This is a genomic window from Streptomyces krungchingensis, from assembly GCF_054729265.1.
The window spans coordinates 1971695-1992553 of record NZ_JBPUKY010000001.1 but is presented as its reverse complement, the minus strand read 5'-3'; the positions used below and the strand labels follow the sequence as shown (position 1 = coordinate 1992553).

Below are 20859 nucleotides of genomic sequence, written 5' to 3'. Positions count from 1 at the left end.
GCTCGCCCTCCGACGCGACGGGCACCCCAGGACAGGCCCGGAGGCCTCCCCCCGCACGGCACTTGGCTGTTGTCTCTCCCGGGACACCCACCGGCGTCTCTCCCCCGTTCTCCCCTGTTCGCCTCAGCCGATGACAGCTGCCCGTACGCACAGCACGTCCGGCAGGTGCGAGGCCAGTTGCTTCCAGCTGTCGCCGTCGTCGGCCGAGGCGAACACCTCGCCGTTGCGGTTGCCGAAGTACACGCCGGCCGGGTCGGCGTCGTCCGTGCACAGGGCGTCGCGCAGCACCGTGCCGTAGTGGTCCTCGGTGGGCAGGCCGGCGGTCAGCGGCTCCCAGCTCTTGCCCGCGTCCGACGTGCGGAAGACACGACAGCGCCGGTCGGCGGGGACGCGGTCCGAGTCGGCGGTGATCGGGAAGTTGTACGCCGTGTCGCCGCGGTGCGGATGCGCGGCGACCGCGAACCCGAACGTGGACGGCAGAGCGTCGCCGATGTCCGTCCACTTCGCGCCCGCGTCGTCACTGCGGTACACGCCCCAGTGGTTCTGGAGATACAGCCGGTCGGGGTTGGCGGCGTCCCGCGCGACCTTGTGCACGCACTGGCCGAACTCCGGGTTCGGGTCCGGCAGGAACACTGCGGAGACACCGGAGTTGGAAGGGGTCCAGCTCGCGCCGCCGTCCTCGGTGCGGAAGACGCCCGCCGTGGAGACGGCGACCGTCACGGCGCGCGGATCGCGGGCGTCGGTGAGGATGGTGTGCAGCCCCTCGCCACCGCCGCCGGGCACCCACTTCGAGCGGGTGGGGTGCTCCCACAGCGGGCGGACGAGCTCGAAGGACTCGCCACGGTCCTCGGAGCGGTACAGCGCGGCGGGCTCGGTGCCCGCGTACACCACGTCCGGTTCGGCGGCCGCCGGGTGCAACTGCCAGACCCGCTCCAGCGAGGCACCCGTGTCCTTGGGGAACTTGACGGCGGGCTGCGCCGGCTCGGTCCACGTCCGGCCCAGGTCGTCCGAGTGGAACACGGACGGACCCCAGTGCGCGCTGTCCCCGCCGACCAGCAGCCGGGGACGCCCGCCCCGGGTGTCGATCGCCACCGAGTACACCGCCTGTGCGTTGAAGTACGGACTTTCGTCGAACTCCCAGGCGCCGCCGCGCCGTCGTCCGATGAACAGTCCCTTGCGCGTGCCTACCGTGAGCAGAACGTCGGCCATGCCGACCACCTCCGCGACGTCGTTGTCCCAGACACCGGCCAGTCTGCACCCCGCCACTGACAGTCACCCCTGAACTCGTCGTCCGCGCAGGTCGCGGACGCCGTGTCGGGCCCTGCCGGCGATTCCTTCGAGCTGCCTCCCGGCACACATGCGGCGTACCGTGATTCCAGGGACGGACGAGTCGACCGACCCGGCCTGAGCGTCCAGCGGGCCGAGCGCGTATGGGAGGGGGACGGGGCGTTTCCGTGCGGCTGTGAGGAGGATGCCATCGATGGCGGCATTCCGAGGTCCGAAGGTCTGGCTGTGGCGGTGGCGGCGCAATCCGTTGCGGCGCCGCAGTGACGCCTTGGAGGCCTGGATCATGCTCGTCGCCTGGGTGCTCGTCGTGCTCAGCGGCGTCTTCACCGGTCTGCTGACCGCGCGGACCGTCGAGCGGGGTCTCGCCGTGGAACGCGCCCAGTGGCGCTCCGTCGCGGCCCAGGTCACCGAGGACGCGGTCGGTTCCGGCGCCACGGAGTCCGCGAGCGGCCTCGTCTGGGCGAAGGTGAGCTGGACCGCGCCCGACGGCTCGGCCCACACCGGCCAGTCGCGGGTCTACGCCGGGACGGAGGCAGGCACCCCGGTCACCGTGTGGACCGACCGGCAGGGGCGCCTGGTCACCAAACCCGCCACCGCCTCGCAGGCACAGACCCGGTCCGCCATGGTCGGTGTTCTCGTGGGCGTGAGCGCGGCGGCCGTGCCCTTCGTCGGCGGCCGGCTGGTACGAGGCCGTCTCGAACGGCGCCGGATGGACCAGTGGGACCAGGAGTGGGCACGGATAGGACCCAGATGGGGCCGGACGACGAGCTGAGCCCTGGACGAGCGTCCCCGCCGACCTCGTGGACCGCTCCTCGGGCGTCGTGAGTCGCTGCGCCGACGGCCGCGGTCCGCTTCGCTCGACCTCGCGGACCGCTCCTCGGACGCCGTGGGCGGTTCCCTCGGTGTTGCAGGCCGCTCCTCGGACGGCGTGAGCCGCTCCGCGCAGCACGCCGCACGGGCCCTCCGCGGGCCCGCCGGCGCTACGCCGCGTCCAGCACCGTGCGGCAGTCCCGCAGCAGTCGTTCGTCCTCCAGGATGTCGTGGCTGCCGTAGCCGCCGGACCGCGCCCGGTGCCGCCGCGGAGCGGCCAGCTCCGCGTGCACCAGGTCGTGGACGGGTTCCGCCGCGCCGCCCATCCGGACGAGACACGCGGCGATCGTGCCGCGCGTGTACGCGTTCTCGTGCCAGGCGGTGCGGAACACCCGCAGCACCGGCTCGGGATCGACGGCGATGTCCCAGAGCGCGCAGGCGGCGGCCGTCCGCTCCCAGACCTCGGCGGATTCCGCGAGCCGCCGCAGCTCCGGAAGCGCGGCGGCGGCGGGCGGCCCGACGCGGCCGAGGGCCTCCGCCGCCGGCCGCGCGTGGCCCGTGCCCTCCTCCGCGAGTCCCCGCATCAGAGGGGGAAGCACCGCGGTCAGGTCCCCCTCGACCGCCCAGAGCGCGGCAGCCGCCGGGACGGCGCTCGGACCGTCCAGCAGCTCGCGCAGCACCGGTGTCGCCGTCCGCGCGCCGGCCCCGAACGTCCCGAGCGTCCCGGCGAGCGCGCTCACGAGAGAGTCCCGCAGCGACAGCGTGCCGGGTGCGCCGTGCAGCAGTCGGAGCACTTCGGGCACCGCGGCGTCGTGGCGCAGCCTGCCGAGCGCGGACAGCAGCGGTGCGGCCCGGCCGTAAGTCTCCCGGGAGTCCAGGGGCACCTCGCCGAGGCGCTGCCGCAGCAGCGGGGCCAGGGGCGCGGCGGCCGGGCCCAGGTACTCGATCGCGTGACCTACCTCGTTCGGGACGACCGGCTGGGTCAGCACCTGGGCCAGGGCGGGAACGGCCCGCGGATCCCCGGCCCTGGCCAGGGCCTTCAGCGGGCGGCTCAGGGTCGGCGTGCCGGAACCCCAGGCCTGCGGGTCCGACTCCACCAGGGCGGCGAGCCGGTCGGCGGCGGGCGCCGCGAGGGTGAAGAGGGACTCCAGGACCGACACCGCGGCGTAGCGCAGACGCTCCTCGTCCGAGGCGAGTTGCTCACCGATCAGGGCGATCGGTTCCTCGTACGAGGCGCGCCACTCGCGGAACAGTCCCGCGGACATCCACACCGCGTTGCACCGGTCGGCCGCGTCCTCGCCGGTCAACTGACCTTCGAGCAGGGCGATCCGGTCGGCGGTGCGGGAACCGAGCGCCGTGTGGAGCGTGCGCAGCAGCTGGGAGCCCTCTTCGTCCGCGGGCCGCATGCGGCGCAGATGTCCGACGAGCGTGTCCGTGCCGGTCCGCTCGGGCTCCTCCGGCCCGCGGGCGCAACGCGACCGGGCGCGGAGCAGGGCGACGACGGTGGGCACCAGGTCGGCGGGAAGGCGGTCGGGCGCGCACCCCGCGAGCTGGCCGAGCGCGGCGAGCCGCAGTCCCGGGTCGTGCGGGGCGGTGCACAGCGCGGTCAGGCAGTCCACCGCCGGTGCGGTGACGCCGGCGTGCAGGCGCGCGAGCAGTCCGATGCCCTCGGCGAGCGCCAGCCGGACGCCGCCCTCCTCCTCGGCGTCGAGCCGCTCCCTCAACAGGCCGAGCACGCGCTCCGGTTCGTCGAGGAAGCGGACGAGCGCGGCCGGAACCGCGCGCCGTACCTCCGGGTCCTCGTCCGCGACCAGGCCGACGAAGGCCGCGGCCCCCGCCCGCATCGCCGCACGGGCCATCGCCCGATTGTCGCCGTCGCCGTCGTCGTCGCCGCGGACCGGGGCGGTGACGCCCTCCTCGTCGTCCCCGGCATCGTCGTCCTCGGCATCGTCCCCTCCGCCGATGCTGACGAGCAGTTCCACGATGCCGCCGCGGTCGGGGACTTCCGCATGGGTGACGAGCTCGAACAGGAAGGGGATGCAGGCCAGTGTCGAGTCGTACACGTCGCCCTGGTGGTGCACCGCCCCATACATCCCGTCGAGTGCACGCTCGCGCTCCTCGGGGTTCGCCGCGGCGAGGCCGCGCAACAGCCCCGGCACGTCCTCGGCGCTTCCGTACGCATGCTCCATCGAAGCCCAGCCGACCTCGTCGATCCCCCTGAACACGGCGTCCTCCCCAGGCATCCGGCAACTGATCGAGAGTGTGCACCACGGCACTGACAGTGACGTCGGGAAGCGTGCCGGGCGACGGCCGCGGGCGCCATGGCCGGAGTCCTAGACTGGGGCGATTCGCACGGGTGGGCCGACGGGTCGGCCGGGACGGGAGGGCAGGGCGGTGGCGGCAGAGGCCGGGGGCTTCGAGGACCCGTCCGCCGAGGTGCTGGCGGAGGCGGCCGCGACGTTCGGGCTGCTCGCGTCGCCGGCGCGGCTGCACATCGTCTGGGCGCTCGCGCAGGGCGAGAGCGACGTGACCGGTCTCGCCGAGCGGGTCGGCGGCGCGCTGCCCGCGGTGAGCCAGCATCTGACCAAGCTGAAATTGGCCGGTCTCGTACGGTCCCGGCGCGAGGGCCGGCGGCAGGTCTACTTCGTCGACGACCCGGACGTCGTGACCGTCGTACGCCTCGTGGTGGGCCAGCTGACCGACCGGGCCGCCCTGGCCGATCGGTCCGGCGCCGCCGATCGGACCGGCGCCGCCGGTCGCACCGCCGTCGGCGGTCGCTCCGCGCGTGGAGCGCTGCGACGCATCCGCGGCGTCGGCGCCTGAGACCGTCTTGGCACCCGGCACGACCGCGACGTCGACGCGGCAGGACCGCTCGCGAGCCGGCGTGCCGCCCGCCGCAGAGGCGTATGCCTCGGACGGCCTTGCCGCACTGACGTCGCTCCAGTTGCTGCGGAACCTGGACACCGGCCCGCGGGGGCTGACCGAGGCCGAGGCACAGGAGCGGCTGGTCCGCCTGGGAGCGAACGAGCCTCCGCACCGGCGCGCGACGTCCTGGCCGCGCTTGTTCGTCCGCGGAACGCGTGACCCCTTCACCGCTGTGCTGCTCTGCCTCGGCCTGATGTCGGCGGCCGTGGCGGCCTGGGGAACGGCGTGCGTGATCCTGTGCCTGGTGGCCGTCGGCTGCGCGTTGCGCGCGTCCGGGGAGCACCGGGCCGACCGGTCGACGGCCGGGCTGCGCGAACTGGTCGCCGGGACCTCGACCGTGCTGCGGCGCGCCGAGCCGGTCGGCGCTCCACGGGTCCGGGACGTCCCCGTCGACGCCCTGGTGCCCGGCGACGTGATCCGGCTCGGTCCCGGCGACCTGGTCCCGGCGGACGTACGGCTGCTGCGGGCCGGCGGGTTGACCGTGCGGGAGGCCGCGCTGACCGGCGAGTCGACGGCGATCGCCAAGTCCGCGCGGGACGCCCCCGCCTCCGGGGAGCAGGACCATCTCTGCTTCCAGGGCAGCAGCGTGGTCTCCGGCGGCGGGACCGCGGTCGTGCTCGCGACCGGGGCGCGGACCCGCCTCGCCGCGGCGTGGAACGGCTCTCCCGCCGCCCACTCTCCCCGCCCGCCCAGCGCCTTCGACCGCTCCGTGCGCGGCATCTCCTGGGTGCTCATCCGGTTCATGCTGCTCACGCCGCCGCTGGTGCTCATGGCGAACGCGGCGCTGCGCGGGCGGGGCGTGGAAACCCTGCCCTTCGCCGTCGCGGTGGCGGTCGGGCTCACCCCCGAGATGCTGCCCGTCGTCGTCACGGCCGCTCTGGCGCGCGGTGCTTCGGTGCTCGCCCGCACCCACCAGGTGATCGTCAAACGGCTGCCCGCACTGCACGACCTCGGCGCGGTGGACGTGCTGTGCCTGGACAAGACGGGCACCCTCACCCAGGACCGGCCCGTCGTCGACCGCGCGGTCGACGGGGACGGCCGGGACGCCCCCGACGTCCTGCGCTGGGCCGGTGTGAACGCCTGGTGGACCCTTCAGCTCGCCGAACTGCCCGCGCCGGACGCCCTGGACGAGGCCCTCCTGGCCGCGACCGACCCGGACACGGATCACGAGGAGGGCGTCACGGCGCTGCCGGTCTCCCCGGAGCGCCGCCTCGCCACGGCGGTCGTGCGGCATCCGCGTCGGCCGGGCGTCCACACCCTCGTGATCAAGGGCGCCTTCGAGGACGTACTGGACAGGTGCGCCCTGGAGGAGGACGAGCGGGCCCGGCTGCTCGCCGTCGCCGCGCGGCACGCCGAGGAGGGGCTGCGCGTGCTCGCGGTCGCCACCGCCGAACGGCCCGCCCGCACCCGCCGCCCCACGCAGGCCGACGAACGAGGACTGGCCTTCCGCGGCTTCGTCACCTTCCGGGACGCGCTCGCCCCGACCGCCGCGCACGCGTTGCGCACCCTGTCCGGCCAGGGCGTCGCCGTGAAGATCCTCACCGGTGACCACCCGGGCACGGCGGCCCGGGTCTGCCGCGAACTGGGCGTCCGCCCCGGGGAGGTGACGACGGCCGACCGCCTCGACGGCCTCTCCGGCAGCGGACTGACCGAGGCGGTCCGCCGCACGACGGTGCTCGCCCGCTGCACCCCGGAGCAGAAGGCGAGGTTCGTCGCCGCCCTGCAGGACGGCGGCCACACGGTCGGTTTCCTCGGCGACGGCGTCAACGACCTGCCCGCACTGGACACCGCCGACGTCGGCATCGCCCCTCGGGACGCCGTCGACGTCGTCCGGGAGAGCGCCGACGTGGTGCTGGCCGAGAAGGATCTCGGCGCGATCGGCCACGCGGTCACGGAGGGAAGGCGCGGCAGCGTCACCGTCGCCGCCTACCTGCGCACCACGTTGTCCTCGAATCTCGGCAACGTCCTCGCGATGCTCGCCGCGGGACTGCTCCTGCCCTTCCTCCCGATGCTCCCCGCCCAGATCCTGGCCCAGAACCTCTGCTTCGACGCGGCACAGCTCGCCTTCGTGCACGACCGCCCCCAGCCCGACGCGCTGCGGCGCCCGGCCGTGCTCCGGCCCCGGTCCTTCCTGCGGTTCATCACCGTCTTCGGGGCGCTCAACGCGGTGGCCGACCTGGCCACGTTCGCGGTCCTCGGCCTCGCCACGGACGGGCCCGAGGGCATCGACGACGCGACTGTCTTCCACTCGGGCTGGTTCACCGAGAACCTCATGACCCAGGCCGTCGCGATGCTGTTGCTGCGCCTCGGCCGCCGCACCGCCGAGGACCGCCGGTTCCCCGGGCCGATCGGCTCGGCCGCCGCCGCGCTCGCCGCCGCCGGACTGTTGTTGCCGCTCTCGCCGCTCGGTCCCCTCCTCGGCATGACGGCACTGCCCGTCGCCTCCTACGCGCTCCTCGCCGTCGTCCTCACGCTGTACGGGACGGCTCTCGCGGTCGTTCTGAGAATCCACCGCCCCGGGCGATGACGGCCCGGCGGGCGGGGCAGGGAAAGCGCTGGTCCGGGGGCGCGCCGACGCCTCAGCCCATAGTTGTACAGTTGCGCAAAACAGCAACCATCATGGGGTGTCGGCCCGTCGGACGCGCCCCGACCGACGCGAGGAAGGCGGGGGCGCGATGCTCCGCAACGGACTGGAACCCTGGCACCTGCTCATCGTGGCGATCGTGGTCGTCGTGTTGTTCGGCTCGAAGAAGCTGCCCGACACCGCTCGTGCACTCGGCAAGTCGATGCGCATCCTCAAGAGCGAGGCGAAGGCGATGAAGGGCGAGAACGCACAGCCCGCGGCCCGGCAGGCGGTGCCGGAGGCCGTCCGGGCCGCCGACGGTCCGGCTACGCCCCGTCCGGCGCCGGAGGCGTCCGGCGCAGCGCACTGAAACCGGGCCGCGGCAGGGCGGGCGGGGCGAGAAAGCCTTCCGCGCGGGCGGCGGCGACGCCGATGCGCGGAAGGTCGCTGCTCTTCTCGAACAGCAGGTAGCGCGGTTCCCAGACGGGCCGGTACTTGGCGTTGGCACGGTAGAGGGATTCGAGCTGCCACCAGCGCGAGAGGAACGTCAGCAGCGAACACCACAGCCGCAGCACGGGTCCGGCGCCCAGCCGGCCGCCGCGCTCGAAGACGGACCGGAACATGGCGAAGTTCAGGGACACCCTGCTGACGCCGATCTCCTGGGCGCGCAGCAGGAGTTCGATGACCATGAACTCCATGAGCCCGTTCTCGGAGTTCCGGTCGCGGCGCATCAGGTCCAGCGACAGTCCCCGCTCTCCCCACGGCACGAAGCTCAGTACGGCCTTGGGCTCGCCGTCGCCGTCGTGGCACTCCAGCATGACGCAGCGCCCGTCGGCCGGGTCGCCGAGCCGGCCGAGTGCCATGGAGAACCCGCGCTCGGTCTCGCCGTCGCGCCACCGGTCCGCCAGGTCGGTCAGGGCGGCCATCTCGGCTCCGGGGATGTCGGCGTGCCGGCGGATGCGGACGGTGTGGCCGGCGCGGCGGACGCGGTTGTGCGCCTGCCGGACGCCCCGCATCGCGCGCCCTTCCAGGGTGAAGTCGGCGCGGTCCACGATCGCCTCGTCGCCGAGTTCCAGGGCGTCCAGACCGTGCCGGGCGTAGATGGTGCCGGCTTCCTCGCTCGCCCCCATCACCGCGGGCGTCCACGCGTGCCGGCGCGCCTCACGCAGCCAGGCGTCGATCGCGCCGGGCCAGGCCTCGGGATCCCCGATCGGGTCACCGGAGGCCAGCGTCACGCCGCCGACGACCCGGTAGGCGATCGCCGCCTTGCCGGTCGGGGACCACACGACCGCCTTGTCGCGGCGCAGCGCGAAGTACCCCAGCGAGTCCCGTTCGCCGTGCCGGACGAGCAGCTCCCGCAGACGGTCCTCGTCGGGCGCGCCGAGGAGTTCACGGCCGCGCGGCGAGCGGAAGCAGGCGTAGAGCACGAGGAGGAAGGTCGCGGCCATCATGACGTTGATCAGGACGTCCACCCAGCGGGGCGCCGCGACGCTGTCGAAGCGGTCGGCGAGCGGGCCGACGCTGACGCCACGCAGCAGGGTGTACGCGACACGGTCGCTCAGCGGTGTCCCGGTGACCTGGTTGGTGGCGCTCACCAGCAGGGTGCCGAGGGTGGCGGCGACGAGCAGGCCGCCGGTGCCGACGGCCACGGCCAGCCTGGGGTTGGAGCGGTCGCCGACGGCGTGGAACTCCTTGCGCCCCACCAGCAGGGCGACGACGAAGAGTCCGGTGAGCAGGGTGGAGAGCCAGTTGAAGCCGTGCCGCTGGTAGCGGTCCTGGGTCAGTGCGGCGGCGTAGAGCACGAAGAGCGGGCCGGCCAGCAGCATGTTGAAGATCCAGGCCGCCCGTTTGCGGCGCCGCATCACCAGGGCGAGGAACAGGGCCAGTGCCGCCGACACCAGTCCCGCGGTGGCGAGGTACGGGGTGAAGTACTGGCCTGCGTTGTGCTCGATCACCTCCTGGCGGAAGGTCAGCGACACCACCGCGACCAGATTGAGCGCCGCGAGCAGGCGCAGGTACCAGACGGTGAGGCCCGCTGCCCGCAGTCGTGCGGCGGTGGCCCGCTGTCCTGGCGGGTGGGCCGGGCGTGACCTCGTGTTCCGCTGTTCCGGGACGAGCACTGACTGTTGTACGGACACCGTGGAGCAACACCTTGAGGAGAGGCCGGGGCGAACCGGTGCGGACTGTGGCCGGGGAGCGCAGTGGGGGCTGCGGCCGGGAACCCTACATGGTGTAGGGAAAAGACTGGTTATGGAGAGGTGAAGGGGTAAGGAGGCGGTGAGAATCGCCCCGTCGCCCCGTCGCCCCGTCGCCCCGTCGCCCCGTCGCCCCGTCGCCCCGTCGCCCCGTCGCCCCGTCGCCCCGTCGCCCCGTCGCCTCTCCGGCCCGCCGGGTCCCGGCCGGGTTCCGTCCGGATTCCGGACTGCCCCTCACCCGTCCCCGGGGTCGCGGCCCCCGGTCCCTCCGGTGTTCCTACTTCTTCGTCCTGCCCGGTGCTCGCAGCCACTCGGAGCGGCCCGGCCGCGGTTGGCCCAGGGCTCGCGGCGGGCACGGCTTCGCGCTCTCCCCGGCGGGACGGTCGCGTGTCGTCGCCCACCACAGGAGGTCACCCACGGCGGCACCGGCCGTGACCACGGCCAGGATGACACCCGCCATGGTCAGCCCGTCGTCGAGGTGCGGGCGCCCGTGGAGGGCGTGCAGATCGAACCCGCACAGGTGGTACACGCCCACCGCGGCGATCCCGAGACTCGGTACCAGAAGGGCCAGCACGGACATCGGTCCGCGGGCCGCCCGCCCGTCGTGGCGTTCCTTCAAGGGGTCCCCCGTCGCGTATGAGCCGGTTCACCACCGGGACCCTACTTCACGTAGGGTCCGACCGATCCTGGGGTGACGTCTTCCCCCTCATGGACCGGCGGGGAGCGGTCCTCAGTTCCCGTCCGGGGTGGGTGTCCTCGGTCACAGGCCCATCGGTGCCCGGCCGGGCACGGGTGCGGCCGGCGCCGGCCGCACCCCGCGGCGGGGCCTATACGGACCGGTGGTACTGGTCCGGCACATGCACGTCGCCCCCCAGCTCCCGCGCGGCGAGCCGCGCGAAGGACGGGTTGCGCAGCAGCTCGCGGCCCAGGAGCACCGCGTCGGCCTCCCCGTTGGTGAGGATCTTCTCGGCCTGCTCGATCTCGGTGATGAGACCGACGGCGGCGACGGGCAGGGAGGTCTCGTTCTTCACGCGGGCGGCGAAGGGGACCTGGTAGCCGGGCTCGACGGGGATGCGGACGCCGGAGGCGTTGCCGCCCGTCGACACGTCGAGCAGGTCCACGCCGTGCTCGTGCAGCTGGGCGGCGAAGCGGACGGTGTCGTCGGCGCTCCAGCCGTCCGCCTCCAGCCAGTCGGTGGCGGAGATGCGGAAGAACAGGGGCTTGCTGTCGGGCCAGACCTCGCGCACGGCGTCCACGACGTCGAGGGCGAAGCGGGTGCGGTTCTCGTACGAGCCGCCGTACGCGTCGGTGCGGTGGTTGGAGTGCGGGGACAGGAACTCGTTCAGCAGGTAGCCGTGGGCGCCGTGGATCTCGACGACCTCGAAACCGGCGTCCAGGGCGCGGCGGGCCGCGTCGGCGAACTGCCCGACGATCTCCTGGATCTCGGCGACGGTCAGCTCGGCCGGGACCGGGTGGCCCTCGTCGTAGGGGAGCGGGCTGGGGGCGAGCGGCTGCCAGGCGAGGGCGCCGGGGGCGATCGGCGCGCCGCCCTTCCATGGGCGCTCGGTGGCCGCCTTGCGCCCGGCGTGGGCGAGCTGGACGGCCGGCACGGTGCCCTGCGCGGACAGGAAGCCGGTGATGCGGCGGAACGCCTCGACCTGCGCGTCGTTCCAGATGCCGAGGTCGTACGGCGAGATCCGGCCCTCGGGGGAGACGGCGGTCGCCTCGACGATGATGAGCCCGGTGCCGCCGGTGGCCCGCGCCGCGTAGTGCGCGAAGTGCCAGTCGTGGGGGACGCCCGCCGCGGCTCCTTCGGGTGCGGCGGAGTACTGGCACATGGGCGGCATCCACACCCGGTTGGGGATGGTGAGCTCGCGCAGGACGTAGGGCTCGAAGAGAGCGCTCACGGCTGGACTCCATTCGTCACGGGGCCGGTGTACGCCTCGTACGATAGGCATCGTAGTACGGGAGATGTCAAACTACGAGAGATCTCGTACAATGCGTGCAGGACGACAGCCCCGGAGGAAGTTCCCGGACGAAGAGGAAGTTCCCGGACGAAGTGGAGCCGCCGTGACGACCGCCGCCCGTGCCAACGGCAGCCGCGACCTGCCGCACCCCGCACTCGAGGAGATCCGCCTGGAGTCGGTGCTGCACGCGCTCGCCGACCCCATGCGGCTCCAGGTCGTGCGAGAGCTCGCCGCCGACGGCGACGAGCTCTCCTGTTCGCATTTCGATCTGCCGGTCACCAAGTCCACCACCACGCATCACTTCCGGGTGCTGCGCGAGAGCGGGGTCATCCGGCAGGTCTACCGCGGCACCGCGAAGATGAACGGCCTGCGCCGCGACGATCTGGGCGACCTCTTCCCCGGGCTCCTCGACAGCGTCCTCGCGGCAGCGGCCCGTCAGGCCGACCGGCTCGGCGGCTGAGGCGCCGGGATCCCCGGTGGCCCGACGGCTGAGGTACCGGGATCCTTGGTGGCCCGACGGCCGCGGGCCGACCCCCCGGTGGCCCTGACGGCGGCGGCCCCGCAGCCCCGGTCGTCCGGCGGCGTGGCCCGTCCGCCGGTCGCCGATGTCGGCCGCTATGCCTCCGCCGCCACCGAAGGAGGCGTGGGCCCGGCGGCGTCCCCGGCCGAATCCGCCTTGCCCGGCAGGTGGTTGAAGAGCAGGTTCAGGGCGATCGCGGTCAGGCAGCCCGCGCTGATCCCGCTGTTCATCACCGTCTGGAACCAGTCCGGGAACTTCTCGTACACCGTCGGCACTCCGACCGGCAGCATGCCCACGGCGACCGAGACGGCCACCACCGTCAGGTTGTTGTTGCCCTCGAAGTCCACCTCGGCGAGGGTGCGCAGGCCGCTCGCGGCGACCGTCCCGAACATCACCAGGCCGGCGCCGCCCAGCACGGGCGCCGGGATCGCGGCGACGACCGCGCCCAGCTTGGGCAGCAGGCCGAGCAGCACCAGGATGCCGCCCGCGGCGGCGACCACCCAGCGGCTGCGCACGCGCGTCATCCCGACCAGGCCGACGTTCTGCGCGAACGCCGTGTAGGGGAAGGTGTTGAACACGCCGCCCAGGACCGTCGACAGGCCGTCCGCGCGCAGGCCGTCGGAGAGCGTGCGCGGCTCGACGGGACGGTCCGTCATCTGGCCCACCGCGATGAAGTCACCGGTGGTCTCGGTCATCGTGACGAGGGCGACGACCAGCATCGACACGATCGCGGAGACGTGGAACGTCGGTGTGCCGAAGTGGAACGGCGTGCTGATCCCGACCCAGTCGGCGTCCCCGACCCCGTCGAAGTCCGTGAATCCGAAGGGGATGGCGACCGCGAGGCCCACGGCGATGCCGATCAGTACCGCGATGCGGCCGAGGAAGGCCGGCGCGAACCGTTGCACGGCGATCACCACGGCCAGGACGAAGCCCGCGAGCGCCAGGTTCTTCGGCGCGCCGAAGTCCGCCGCACCCACTCCGCCGGCCGCCCAGTTCCCGGCGACCGGCAGCAACGAGACACCGATGATCAGGATGACCGTGCCCGTGACCAGGGGAGGGAAGAACCGCAGCAGTCTGCCGAAGACGGGGGCGAGCAGGACTATGGCGAGGCCCGCCACGATCACCGAACCGTAGATCGCGCGCAGTCCGCCGCCGGTGGTCCCGATCAGCACCATCGGCGACACCGCGGCGAAGGTGCACCCCTGCATGATCGGCAGTCGTACCCCGAAGCGCCAGAAACCGACGCACTGGATGAGGGTGGCGATGCCGCACACCAGCAGGTCGGCGGTGATCAGATACGCCAGATCCGCGGGCGACAGCTTCAGCGCGCCACCGACGATCAGCGGGACGGCCACCGCGCCCGCGTACATCGCGAGCACGTGCTGGAGCCCGAAGGCCGCGAGTTGGCGTACGGGTGGAACCTCGTCGACGGGATGCACGGGAGCAGCGGTGGCCATGGGCACTCCAGGAGCGGCGGAAGCGGGTGAAGGTGAAGCAGGGTGAACAGCCCCCGACCGTAAGCGGCTTGAACAGTTTGTTGATGTCCGGGCTGTTGCCGATGTGTGTCATGCCCACGGAAGCCGTGTCGACTCCACCGCGCTCCGCCGTACGTGCCGACGCACCTGTCACGAACCCGCCGTACGCGCCGCCGCCAGCAGCGACGTCCAGTCGGGCAGCTTCACCACGCCCCGGCCGAGCGACGCGCCGAGTTCCGCCTCGGCCCGCTCGATCGCCTGCCACCCGGCCCACTCGACCGGCCGTACGCCCTCCGCCCGCAGCGCCGCGAGAGGATCCCCGGCCACGTCGCGCCGTACGAGGGTGTCCGCGTCCTCCAGCAGTGAGGTCACCGTCTCCTTGGCGCACGGCCGGTTGGTGCCGATGACGCCGGTGGGGCCGCGCTTGATCCAGCCCGCCACGTACTCGCCGGGAGCGATCGCGTCGTCCCGCAGGATCCGGCCCGCCCGGTGCGGCACCGTGCCCTGTCCGGCGTCGAAGGGGAGTCCGTCGAGAGGCACCCCGCGATAGCCGACCGAACGCAGCACCAGCTGGGCCTCGATGTCCTCGAACCGCCCCGTGCCCGTCACGCCGCCCTGACCGTCCGGCACGGTCCGCTCGAAACGCACCGCTCCCACCCGCCCGCCGTCGGCGAGCAGTTCGACGGGGCGCAGGAAGAACCGCGGCCGGATCCGCCGTGGGCGGCCCTGCGCCGGCGCGTCGGCCCAGCCCCGCAGCACCTCCACGTTGCGCCGCTGCGCGGCCGGCAGGCCGGACGGATCGAGGTAGGCCGGGTCGAGCTCCAACTCGTGCGGATCCACGACGATTTCGGTGTCGGGCAGGGATCCCAGCTCACGCAGTTCCTTGGTGGTGAAGCGGGCCTGGGAGGGGCCGCGCCGCCCGACCATGCTGATCTCCGTCACCTTGCTGGCGGCCAGTGCGGCGAGCGCCGCCTGCGGCATGTCCGTGGGGCTCAGCTCGGCCGCGCCGCGAGCCAGGATCCGGGTCACGTCCACGGCCACGTTCCCGACGCCGATGACCACGGCCGAGCGCACGCCGAGCACGAACTCCTCCGCGGCGGCGTCGGGGTGCGCGCTGTACCAGGAGACGAACTCGGTGGCCGACCAGCTGCCGGGCAGGTCCTCGCCGGGCACGCCGAGATGGCGGTCGGTGGCGGCGCCCACGCAGTAGACGACCGCGTGGTAGAGGTCCCGCAGGCGGGCGGCCGGCACGCCGTCCGGACCGACCTGGACGCCGCCCAGGAACCGTACCCGCTCGTCCTCCAGGACGGTCCGCAGGTTGTTCTGGAGCGATTTGATCTTCTCGTGGTCGGGGGCCACCCCGTAGCGCACCAGGCCGTAGGGGCACGGCAGCCGGTCCAGGACGTCCACCCGGACATCGGGCACCTGGCTCTGCTGGACGAGGCTCTGGGCGGTGTAGACCCCGCTGGGACCCGAGCCGACGACGGCGACATGCAGCACGGCGGAACTCCTTAACCGAGGGTTCTGGAAGAACGCTGACAGGAGATCGCTGACGGTTCCAGGATCGCACCGCCGATGCTCGGCTGACAGGGTGCGGCGCGTGTCGCGTCCGTGCGTGTCCGTTCGAATGGAATGTGATCATGCGGTTACGTTCCGCATGTGCTGGAAGCATCCTTTCTCGATCTGAACGGCCGCTGCCGCGCGGACGGCGTGGTGTCGGTGCGGCGCGCCTGGCAGGTGCGTGACCACCGGACCGCCACTTCCTGGTTCGACGTCCGGCTGGTCTTCGCCGACGGTGCCCAGGTCGACGTCCTCGCCGTGCTGTCCGGGGCCGGGGTGACGATCGAGGACGTACGGGCTCAGCCGCCGCTCTCCCTCGACGACCTCGCGGTGCTCTCCGGCTGGATCGAGGCGCCGCTCCTCGAGGCGTGCGGTGCCGCGGCCCGGCCCGCGGGGGAGCGCGAAGGCACACACGGCGACGCGAGCGAGGGCACGCAAGGTGACGAGGGCGAGGGCAGGCCGACGGGGCCGACGCGCCGGGCCCGGCGCGCCTGGCCGCGTGGCACCGAGGGCCGCAGACTGGCGGCGGAGGAGTACCGCGCCGCCCAGGAGGACGGCCTCGACCCGGTGCTGGCGGTCATGTGCGCCACCGGCCACAGCCGGCGCAAGTCGCTGAGGCTCATCGCGGGGGCGCGGGAGGCCGGCTTCCTGACCCCTCGTCACGCACGGCGCTGAGCACGCGGATCGAGCGGCGCCCGTCGGGGCCCGGTCACTGAAGTGCGCGCATCTTGCCGATCTCGCTGGTCTGCTGCGCGATCACGTCGTCGGCCATCTCCTCGATCTGGATGTTGTTGCCCTCGGACTTCACGTCCGTGGCCATGGTGACCGCCCCGTCGTGATGCGTGATCATCAGCTTCAGGAAGAGCTCGTCGAACGCCTTCCCCTTCGCCGCGCGCAGCGCCTCGAGCTGGTCCTCCGTCGCCATGCCGGGCATCGTCGCGTGCTCGTGCTCCGTGACCGCCCGTTTGCCGCCGTGCGTCTTGAGCCAGCTCTTCATGGTGGAGATCTCCGGGCCCTGCGCGGCGGCGATCCGTGCGGCGAGCCGCTTCACCTTGCCGGACTCCGCCCGCTTCGGGGCGAGTTCGGTCATCTCCAGCGCCTGGGTGTGGTGGACGATCATCATCCGGGCATAGGTGAGGTCGGCCGAGTTGGGGGAGTCGTCCTCGCTCCGCTGCTTCGCGGCCTCCTCGGCGGACAGGGTCTCGGCCGCCTCCCCGGGCTTGCCGGGCGCGATGACCGAAGGGCCCGGCGACGCGGCGGACTTGGGGCCGGAGTCCGAGTCGCAGCCGGCGAGCGCGAGCGCGGCCACGGTCAGCGACACCGCGGCCAGCAGTGCGCGGGGCGTGGGTCTCGGGGACGCGCTGGACGTACGGCGAGCGGACACGGCGACCTCCTGCGGCTCATGAAGGGTCATGAAGCGACGGATACATCAGGGGTGTTGATGTCCGTCCTAGCACGCTTCCGAACGTGGCTGATCAAAAACATTCATGACGAGTACGTTGCCGTCTGTTGATCTCTGCATGGGACGGACGATACTTCAGGGGTCCGTGAACCGTTCGACCTTGAACGGCACAAGGGAGGAAACAGTGACCCTGTTGAACGATCCCCGAACGCGGCACAGACGCCTGGGAGTTGCCGCCGCCGCGGTGGGACTCCTGGCCGCGCTGCTCACAGCCGGGCCGGCGGCCGCCACCCCCGACCCCGGGGACGGCCCCGCGGCACGGGAGAAGGTCTCCCGGAGCGACGCCGCCGAGGCGAGAGCCGCGGTGGCGAGCGGGGAGATACCCGGCCAGGACGAGATCGTCCACTCCGACAACATCCAACACCTCGCCAACATCCCCAAGGAGGCCTTCACCGGCCTCAATTCGGACCTCGCCTTCCAGGGCAAGTACGCCTTCGCCGGCAACTACGACGGCTTCCGCATCTTCGACATCAGCAACCCGAAGGCGCCCCGGACCGTCGCGCAGGTGCTCTGCCCCGGCTCGCAGAACGACGTGTCCGTCTCCGGCAACCTGCTCTTCCTGTCCACCGACTCCTCGCGCAGCGACAACTCCTGCAACAGCACGACGCAGCCCGCGACCGAGAAGTCGTCGTGGGAGGGCATGAAGGTCTTCGACATCAGCGACAAGGCGAACCCCAAGTACGTCGCGGCCGTCGAGACCGCGTGCGGTTCGCACACCCACTCGCTCGTGCCCGACGGCAAGAACGTCTACATCTACGTCTCCTCGTACTCGCCGAGCGCCACCTTCCCCGACTGCCAGCCGCCGCACGACGGCATCTCGGTCATCAAGGTGCCGCGGAACGCTCCCGAGAAGGCGGCGGTCGTCAACTTCCCGGTGCTGTTCCCGGGCGAGGGGCCGGACGGCGGCGGCAACCCGGGCGGGCCCACCAACCCGGGTGTCTCCAAGACCACCGGCTGCCACGACATCACGGTCCTGCCCTCCAAGGACCTCGCCGCGGGCGCGTGCATGGGTGACGGCATCCTGTTCTCCATCAAGGACCCGGAGCACCCGAAGGTCATCGACCAGGTCGAGGACAACGTGAACTTCGCGTTCTGGCACTCGGCGACCTTCAACCAGAAGGCGAACAAGGTCGTGTTCACCGACGAGCTGGGCGGCGGCGGCGCCGCCACCTGCAACGCGGCGATCGGCCCGAACCGCGGAGCCGACGGCATCTACGACATCGTCGGCAAGGGCGACAAGCGCAAGCTCGTCTTCCGGAGCTACTACAAGATCCCCCGTCACCAGGCGGACACCGAGAACTGCGTGGCCCACAACGGCTCGCTGATCCCCGTCAAGGGCAAGGACCTCATGGTCCAGGCCTGGTACCAGGGCGGCGTCTCGGTCTGGGACTTCACCGACTCGTCGGCCCCGAAGGAGATCGCGTACTTCGAGCGCGGCCCGCTGTCCACCGACACGCTCCAGGTCGGCGGATCGTGGTCGGCGTACTACTACAACGGCTACATCTACTCGAACGACATCGCCAAGGGCTTCGACGTCCTGAAGCTCGACGACCGGCGCACGGACCCGGCCAAGCGGGTCCGACTGGGCGAGCTCAACGTCCAGACGCAGCCGGACTACTTCGACTGACCGTCCGCCCGGGCGTCCGCCTGCCGGTCCGAACGGCCCACCGGCTGTTCGTCCGTCAGGCGGTCCGGGCGGTCGCCGGTCCGGTCCTCCGGCCGGTCCGCGGCCTGGTCCTCGGGCTGCCGGCCGGTCGCGAAGAACCGTGACAGATCCGTCTCACACGTCCCGTCGGACGCCTCGGTCTCCGGCGGGACGCCCATCTCCCAGTCGAGGCGGTACCGCTTGAACAACTCGGCCCGCAGCGTCGGTATCGGCATCGGAACACCCGGCACCAGGGCCGAGTACACCGCGCCCATCAGCAGCGCCCGCAGCATCGGGTAGTCGGCCCCGGCATCCGGTGAGCCGTACCCGGCCATCGTGTCCCGCAGCAATTGGGCGAGCCGCTGCTGCTCGGGACACTGCACGAAGCCCTCGGCCTGCAACAGGCCCGCCATGTGCTGGCGCATCAGGACGGGCTGGTCGCGGGTGAGGCCGAGGATCGCGTCGATGGCCCGTGCCATCCGCTCCCGTCCGTCCTCGGTACGCGGCTCGCTCTCCAGCCGCTCCTCCAGCGTGCGGTGCATCAGCCGGTGCACGGCGGACTGCAGGAGCTGGCGCTTCCCGGGGAAGTAGTACGAGACCAGGCCGCGCGCCGATCCCGCGCGGTCCGCGATGTCCCCGAGCGTCGTCGCCTCGTAGCCGCGCTCGCTCACCAACTCCACGGCTGCCTGCAACAGCCGCTCCCGGGAACGCCGCCGCAACTCTTCATTGACCGAGGCGCTGCGCGGGGACATGCTGTAACTCCTGCGTTGACTGGCTGCCAGCCAACTATACTCAACGCGTCCGGTGCAGACCCTTCGTGGGTCCACTCCGGCCTGCCGTCTGCCTCGGATGACACGGGGGATCATCCGAGGCGGACCGGCGGACTTGCGGGCGAACGGGCGACGTGCCCGTCAGCCGACCAGACCGAGCACGGGCCGCAGTCCCTCCGGGCGCCCGGCCACCGGCAGATGGTCGACGAAGAACACCTCACAACCCAGGGCCGCCGCGCCCCCGTCGGCCCGCCGGTCGTCGCCCACCATCACAGTGTCCTCCGGCGCGACGCCCAGCGCGTCGCACGCGACCCCGAACAGCCGTGGATCGGGCTTCTGGATGCCGTGCTCGTACGAGAGCACGTACGTGCCGACGTACGGATCGAGGCCGTGCTCCCGGAAGACGGGGCGCAGATCCCAGCCGATGTTGCTGACCACGCCGACCGCGACCCCGCGCCCGCGCAGCGCGGCCAGCACCTCGGCGGCGTCCGGGTAGGGATCCCAGGCCTCCGGCACCATGTGCCGCTCGTACAGGGCGTCGTGCAGGCCGGGACCGGGCAGGGACACCTGTCGGGAGACCGCCGTGTACGCCGCTCGGTGCCGCTCGGCGCTCCGGTCGCGGGTGCGCCACAACTCGTCGAGGCCCTCGGGCACGCGCCCCGGGCGTCCGCCGCCCGGCATCGCGCCCACCGCGTCCAGAGCCCGTGCCGCCGCGGTCAACTCGTCGTCGGGCAGGGTGAGTCCGGCGTCGCGGAGCACCGCGCGCAGCCAGGAATCGGTCGATTCGGCGCGGAAGAGGGTTCCGGAGAAGTCGAAGAGCACACCTTTGATCCTCATGGCGGAGATCCTTCGTGGCACCGTGCACGGAGGTCAAGGGTGTCCCGGGCCGTGCCGCCGTTCGTACGAGGCCACGGCGAGCGTGACCACCAGCGCGCCGATCAGCCAGCCGCCCAGGACGTCGGAGGGCCAGTGCACCCCGAGCCAGATCCGGGTCCAGCCGACGCCCACGACGGTGACGACGGCCAGGGCCAGCACCGTGCGCCGCAGCCCGCGTCCCGCGCCGTACCGGTACAGCAGCCACAGCAGCAGCCCGCACACCACCGTGGCCGTGAGGGCGTGGCCGGAGGGGAAGGCCGCGTAGTGGGCCCGGTCGACGGGGTCCCGCCAGACGGGGCGTTCGCGGCCGACAGCCCACTTCAGCGTCTGCTGCACCGCGGTGCCCAGCGCGCACGCGGCCGCCACCCACAGGGCGAGCCACCGGTCCCCGTGCCTCCACACCAGCCAGATCACCGCGACGGCGCACACCGCGCGCATCGTCCACGGGTCCCACACCCAGTCCGTCAGCACCCGGAACACGTGGGTGAGGCCGGGCTCGTCGACGGCCCAGGTGTGCGTGGTGCGCGCGATGTCGCCGTCGAGGGCGGTCAGCGGGTGCCAGGAGAGCGCGACCGGCAGGACGAGCGCGAGGCACAGCACGGCCAGGATCACGGCGGCCCGCACGACACCACGCGGGCGCGGGCCGCGCGGGGCGGGGGCACGAGGGTCTGGTGCGTCGGGGGGAGGGCCGGCTGCCGGGGAGTGCATGCAGTGATCCTCGCCGACGCCCGGGGCGCCGGGCCAACACCCGCTCCGCGACGCACCGGACGCGCCCGGCGTGCGGAGGAGGCCTTGGGCTGTCGG

Annotated in this window: 18 protein-coding genes; 7 read left to right on the top strand and 11 right to left on the bottom strand. The window is 72.7% G+C overall.

Features of this window, described 5'->3' with window-relative positions; genetic code table 11:
- Window positions 1-123: 123 nt before the first annotated feature.
- Complete coding sequence (locus ACSYGO_RS08930) at window positions 124-1266, bottom strand: WD40/YVTN/BNR-like repeat-containing protein (RefSeq protein WP_426678580.1); 1143 nt, start codon at window positions 1264-1266, stop codon at window positions 124-126.
- Window positions 1267-1480: 214 nt separating this feature from the next.
- Here ACSYGO_RS08930 and ACSYGO_RS08925 point away from each other — a divergent pair, with 214 nt between their 5' ends.
- Entirely contained in the window at window positions 1481-2059 is a 579-nt protein-coding gene (locus tag ACSYGO_RS08925; RefSeq protein WP_426678579.1) for an Rv1733c family protein, read from the top strand.
- Window positions 2060-2267: 208 nt separating this feature from the next.
- Here ACSYGO_RS08925 and ACSYGO_RS08920 read toward each other — a convergent pair whose 3' ends face one another.
- The gene (locus ACSYGO_RS08920; RefSeq protein ID WP_460386420.1) at window positions 2268-4322 is read right to left on the bottom strand and encodes a HEAT repeat domain-containing protein; all 2055 of its coding nucleotides are present in this window, start codon (window positions 4320-4322) and stop codon (window positions 2268-2270) included.
- 169 nt (window positions 4323-4491) lie between these two features.
- Here ACSYGO_RS08920 and ACSYGO_RS08915 point away from each other — a divergent pair, with 169 nt between their 5' ends.
- The 3 genes from ACSYGO_RS08915 to tatA all read left to right on the top strand — a co-directional run bounded on the left by ACSYGO_RS08915 (window position 4492) and on the right by tatA (window position 7955).
- Window positions 4492-4920 (top strand): ArsR/SmtB family transcription factor, encoded by a 429-nt coding sequence (locus ACSYGO_RS08915; RefSeq protein ID WP_460386419.1) that lies wholly within the window; start codon window positions 4492-4494, stop codon window positions 4918-4920.
- 61 nt (window positions 4921-4981) lie between these two features.
- Window positions 4982-7549, top strand: a complete 2568-nt coding sequence (gene mgtA, locus ACSYGO_RS08910; protein WP_460386418.1) for a magnesium-translocating P-type ATPase — start codon at window positions 4982-4984, stop codon at window positions 7547-7549.
- A gap of 148 nt (window positions 7550-7697) precedes the next feature.
- Window positions 7698-7955: a Sec-independent protein translocase subunit TatA gene (gene tatA / locus ACSYGO_RS08905; RefSeq protein ID WP_432186854.1), complete on the top strand. Its 258-nt coding sequence runs from the start codon at window positions 7698-7700 to the stop codon at window positions 7953-7955.
- Here the strand turns inward: tatA and ACSYGO_RS08900 are convergent.
- The 3 genes from ACSYGO_RS08900 to ACSYGO_RS08890 all read right to left on the bottom strand — a co-directional run bounded on the left by ACSYGO_RS08900 (window position 7912) and on the right by ACSYGO_RS08890 (window position 11687).
- A complete protein-coding gene (locus tag ACSYGO_RS08900) occupies window positions 7912-9723 on the bottom strand; it encodes a phosphatidylglycerol lysyltransferase domain-containing protein (protein ID WP_426678574.1) in 1812 nt (603 codons plus the stop codon). The genes tatA and ACSYGO_RS08900 overlap by 44 nt on opposite strands.
- A gap of 334 nt (window positions 9724-10057) precedes the next feature.
- Window positions 10058-10399: a hypothetical protein gene (locus tag ACSYGO_RS08895; protein ID WP_426678573.1), complete on the bottom strand. Its 342-nt coding sequence runs from the start codon at window positions 10397-10399 to the stop codon at window positions 10058-10060.
- Window positions 10400-10607: 208 nt separating this feature from the next.
- Window positions 10608-11687: an NADH:flavin oxidoreductase/NADH oxidase gene (locus ACSYGO_RS08890; protein WP_432172397.1), complete on the bottom strand. Its 1080-nt coding sequence runs from the start codon at window positions 11685-11687 to the stop codon at window positions 10608-10610.
- A 163-nt stretch (window positions 11688-11850) separates the two neighbouring features.
- Between ACSYGO_RS08890 and ACSYGO_RS08885 the strand changes: the two genes are divergently transcribed.
- Window positions 11851-12207, top strand: coding sequence for an ArsR/SmtB family transcription factor (locus ACSYGO_RS08885; protein WP_460386417.1), 357 nt, complete (start codon window positions 11851-11853; stop codon window positions 12205-12207).
- A gap of 155 nt (window positions 12208-12362) precedes the next feature.
- Here ACSYGO_RS08885 and ACSYGO_RS08880 read toward each other — a convergent pair whose 3' ends face one another.
- Together ACSYGO_RS08880 and ACSYGO_RS08875 are read right to left on the bottom strand one after the other, a co-directional pair.
- On the bottom strand, window positions 12363-13724 hold the full coding sequence (locus ACSYGO_RS08880; protein WP_460386416.1) for a nucleobase:cation symporter-2 family protein: 1362 nt from the start codon (window positions 13722-13724) through the stop codon (window positions 12363-12365).
- Window positions 13725-13892: 168 nt separating this feature from the next.
- Window positions 13893-15242, bottom strand: coding sequence for an FAD-dependent oxidoreductase (locus ACSYGO_RS08875; RefSeq protein ID WP_432186855.1), 1350 nt, complete (start codon window positions 15240-15242; stop codon window positions 13893-13895).
- A 213-nt stretch (window positions 15243-15455) separates the two neighbouring features.
- Here ACSYGO_RS08875 and ACSYGO_RS08870 point away from each other — a divergent pair, with 213 nt between their 5' ends.
- Window positions 15456-15977, top strand: coding sequence for a DUF6214 family protein (locus tag ACSYGO_RS08870; protein WP_460389691.1), 522 nt, complete (start codon window positions 15456-15458; stop codon window positions 15975-15977).
- 34 nt (window positions 15978-16011) lie between these two features.
- Here ACSYGO_RS08870 and ACSYGO_RS08865 read toward each other — a convergent pair whose 3' ends face one another.
- Window positions 16012-16716 carry a DUF305 domain-containing protein gene (locus ACSYGO_RS08865; RefSeq protein WP_435228427.1) on the bottom strand — a complete coding sequence of 235 codons (705 nt, stop codon included), beginning with the start codon at window positions 16714-16716 and terminating at the stop codon, window positions 16012-16014.
- 172 nt (window positions 16717-16888) lie between these two features.
- On the opposite strand from ACSYGO_RS08865, the gene ACSYGO_RS08860 reads away from it, so the two are divergent.
- Window positions 16889-18391, top strand: a complete 1503-nt coding sequence (locus ACSYGO_RS08860) for an LVIVD repeat-containing protein (protein ID WP_426678567.1) — start codon at window positions 16889-16891, stop codon at window positions 18389-18391.
- Here the strand turns inward: ACSYGO_RS08860 and ACSYGO_RS08855 are convergent.
- The 3 genes from ACSYGO_RS08855 to ACSYGO_RS08845 form a co-directional block, all read right to left on the bottom strand.
- Window positions 18379-19161 carry a TetR/AcrR family transcriptional regulator gene (locus ACSYGO_RS08855; protein WP_426678566.1) on the bottom strand — a complete coding sequence of 261 codons (783 nt, stop codon included), beginning with the start codon at window positions 19159-19161 and terminating at the stop codon, window positions 18379-18381. The two genes, ACSYGO_RS08860 and ACSYGO_RS08855, sit on opposite strands and share 13 nt — an antisense overlap.
- A gap of 159 nt (window positions 19162-19320) precedes the next feature.
- Entirely contained in the window at window positions 19321-20016 is a 696-nt protein-coding gene (locus ACSYGO_RS08850) for an HAD family hydrolase (RefSeq protein ID WP_460386415.1), read from the bottom strand.
- 33 nt (window positions 20017-20049) lie between these two features.
- The gene (locus tag ACSYGO_RS08845) at window positions 20050-20763 is read right to left on the bottom strand and encodes a phosphatase PAP2 family protein (RefSeq protein WP_460386414.1); all 714 of its coding nucleotides are present in this window, start codon (window positions 20761-20763) and stop codon (window positions 20050-20052) included.
- Between the last annotated feature and the right edge of the window lie 96 nt (window positions 20764-20859).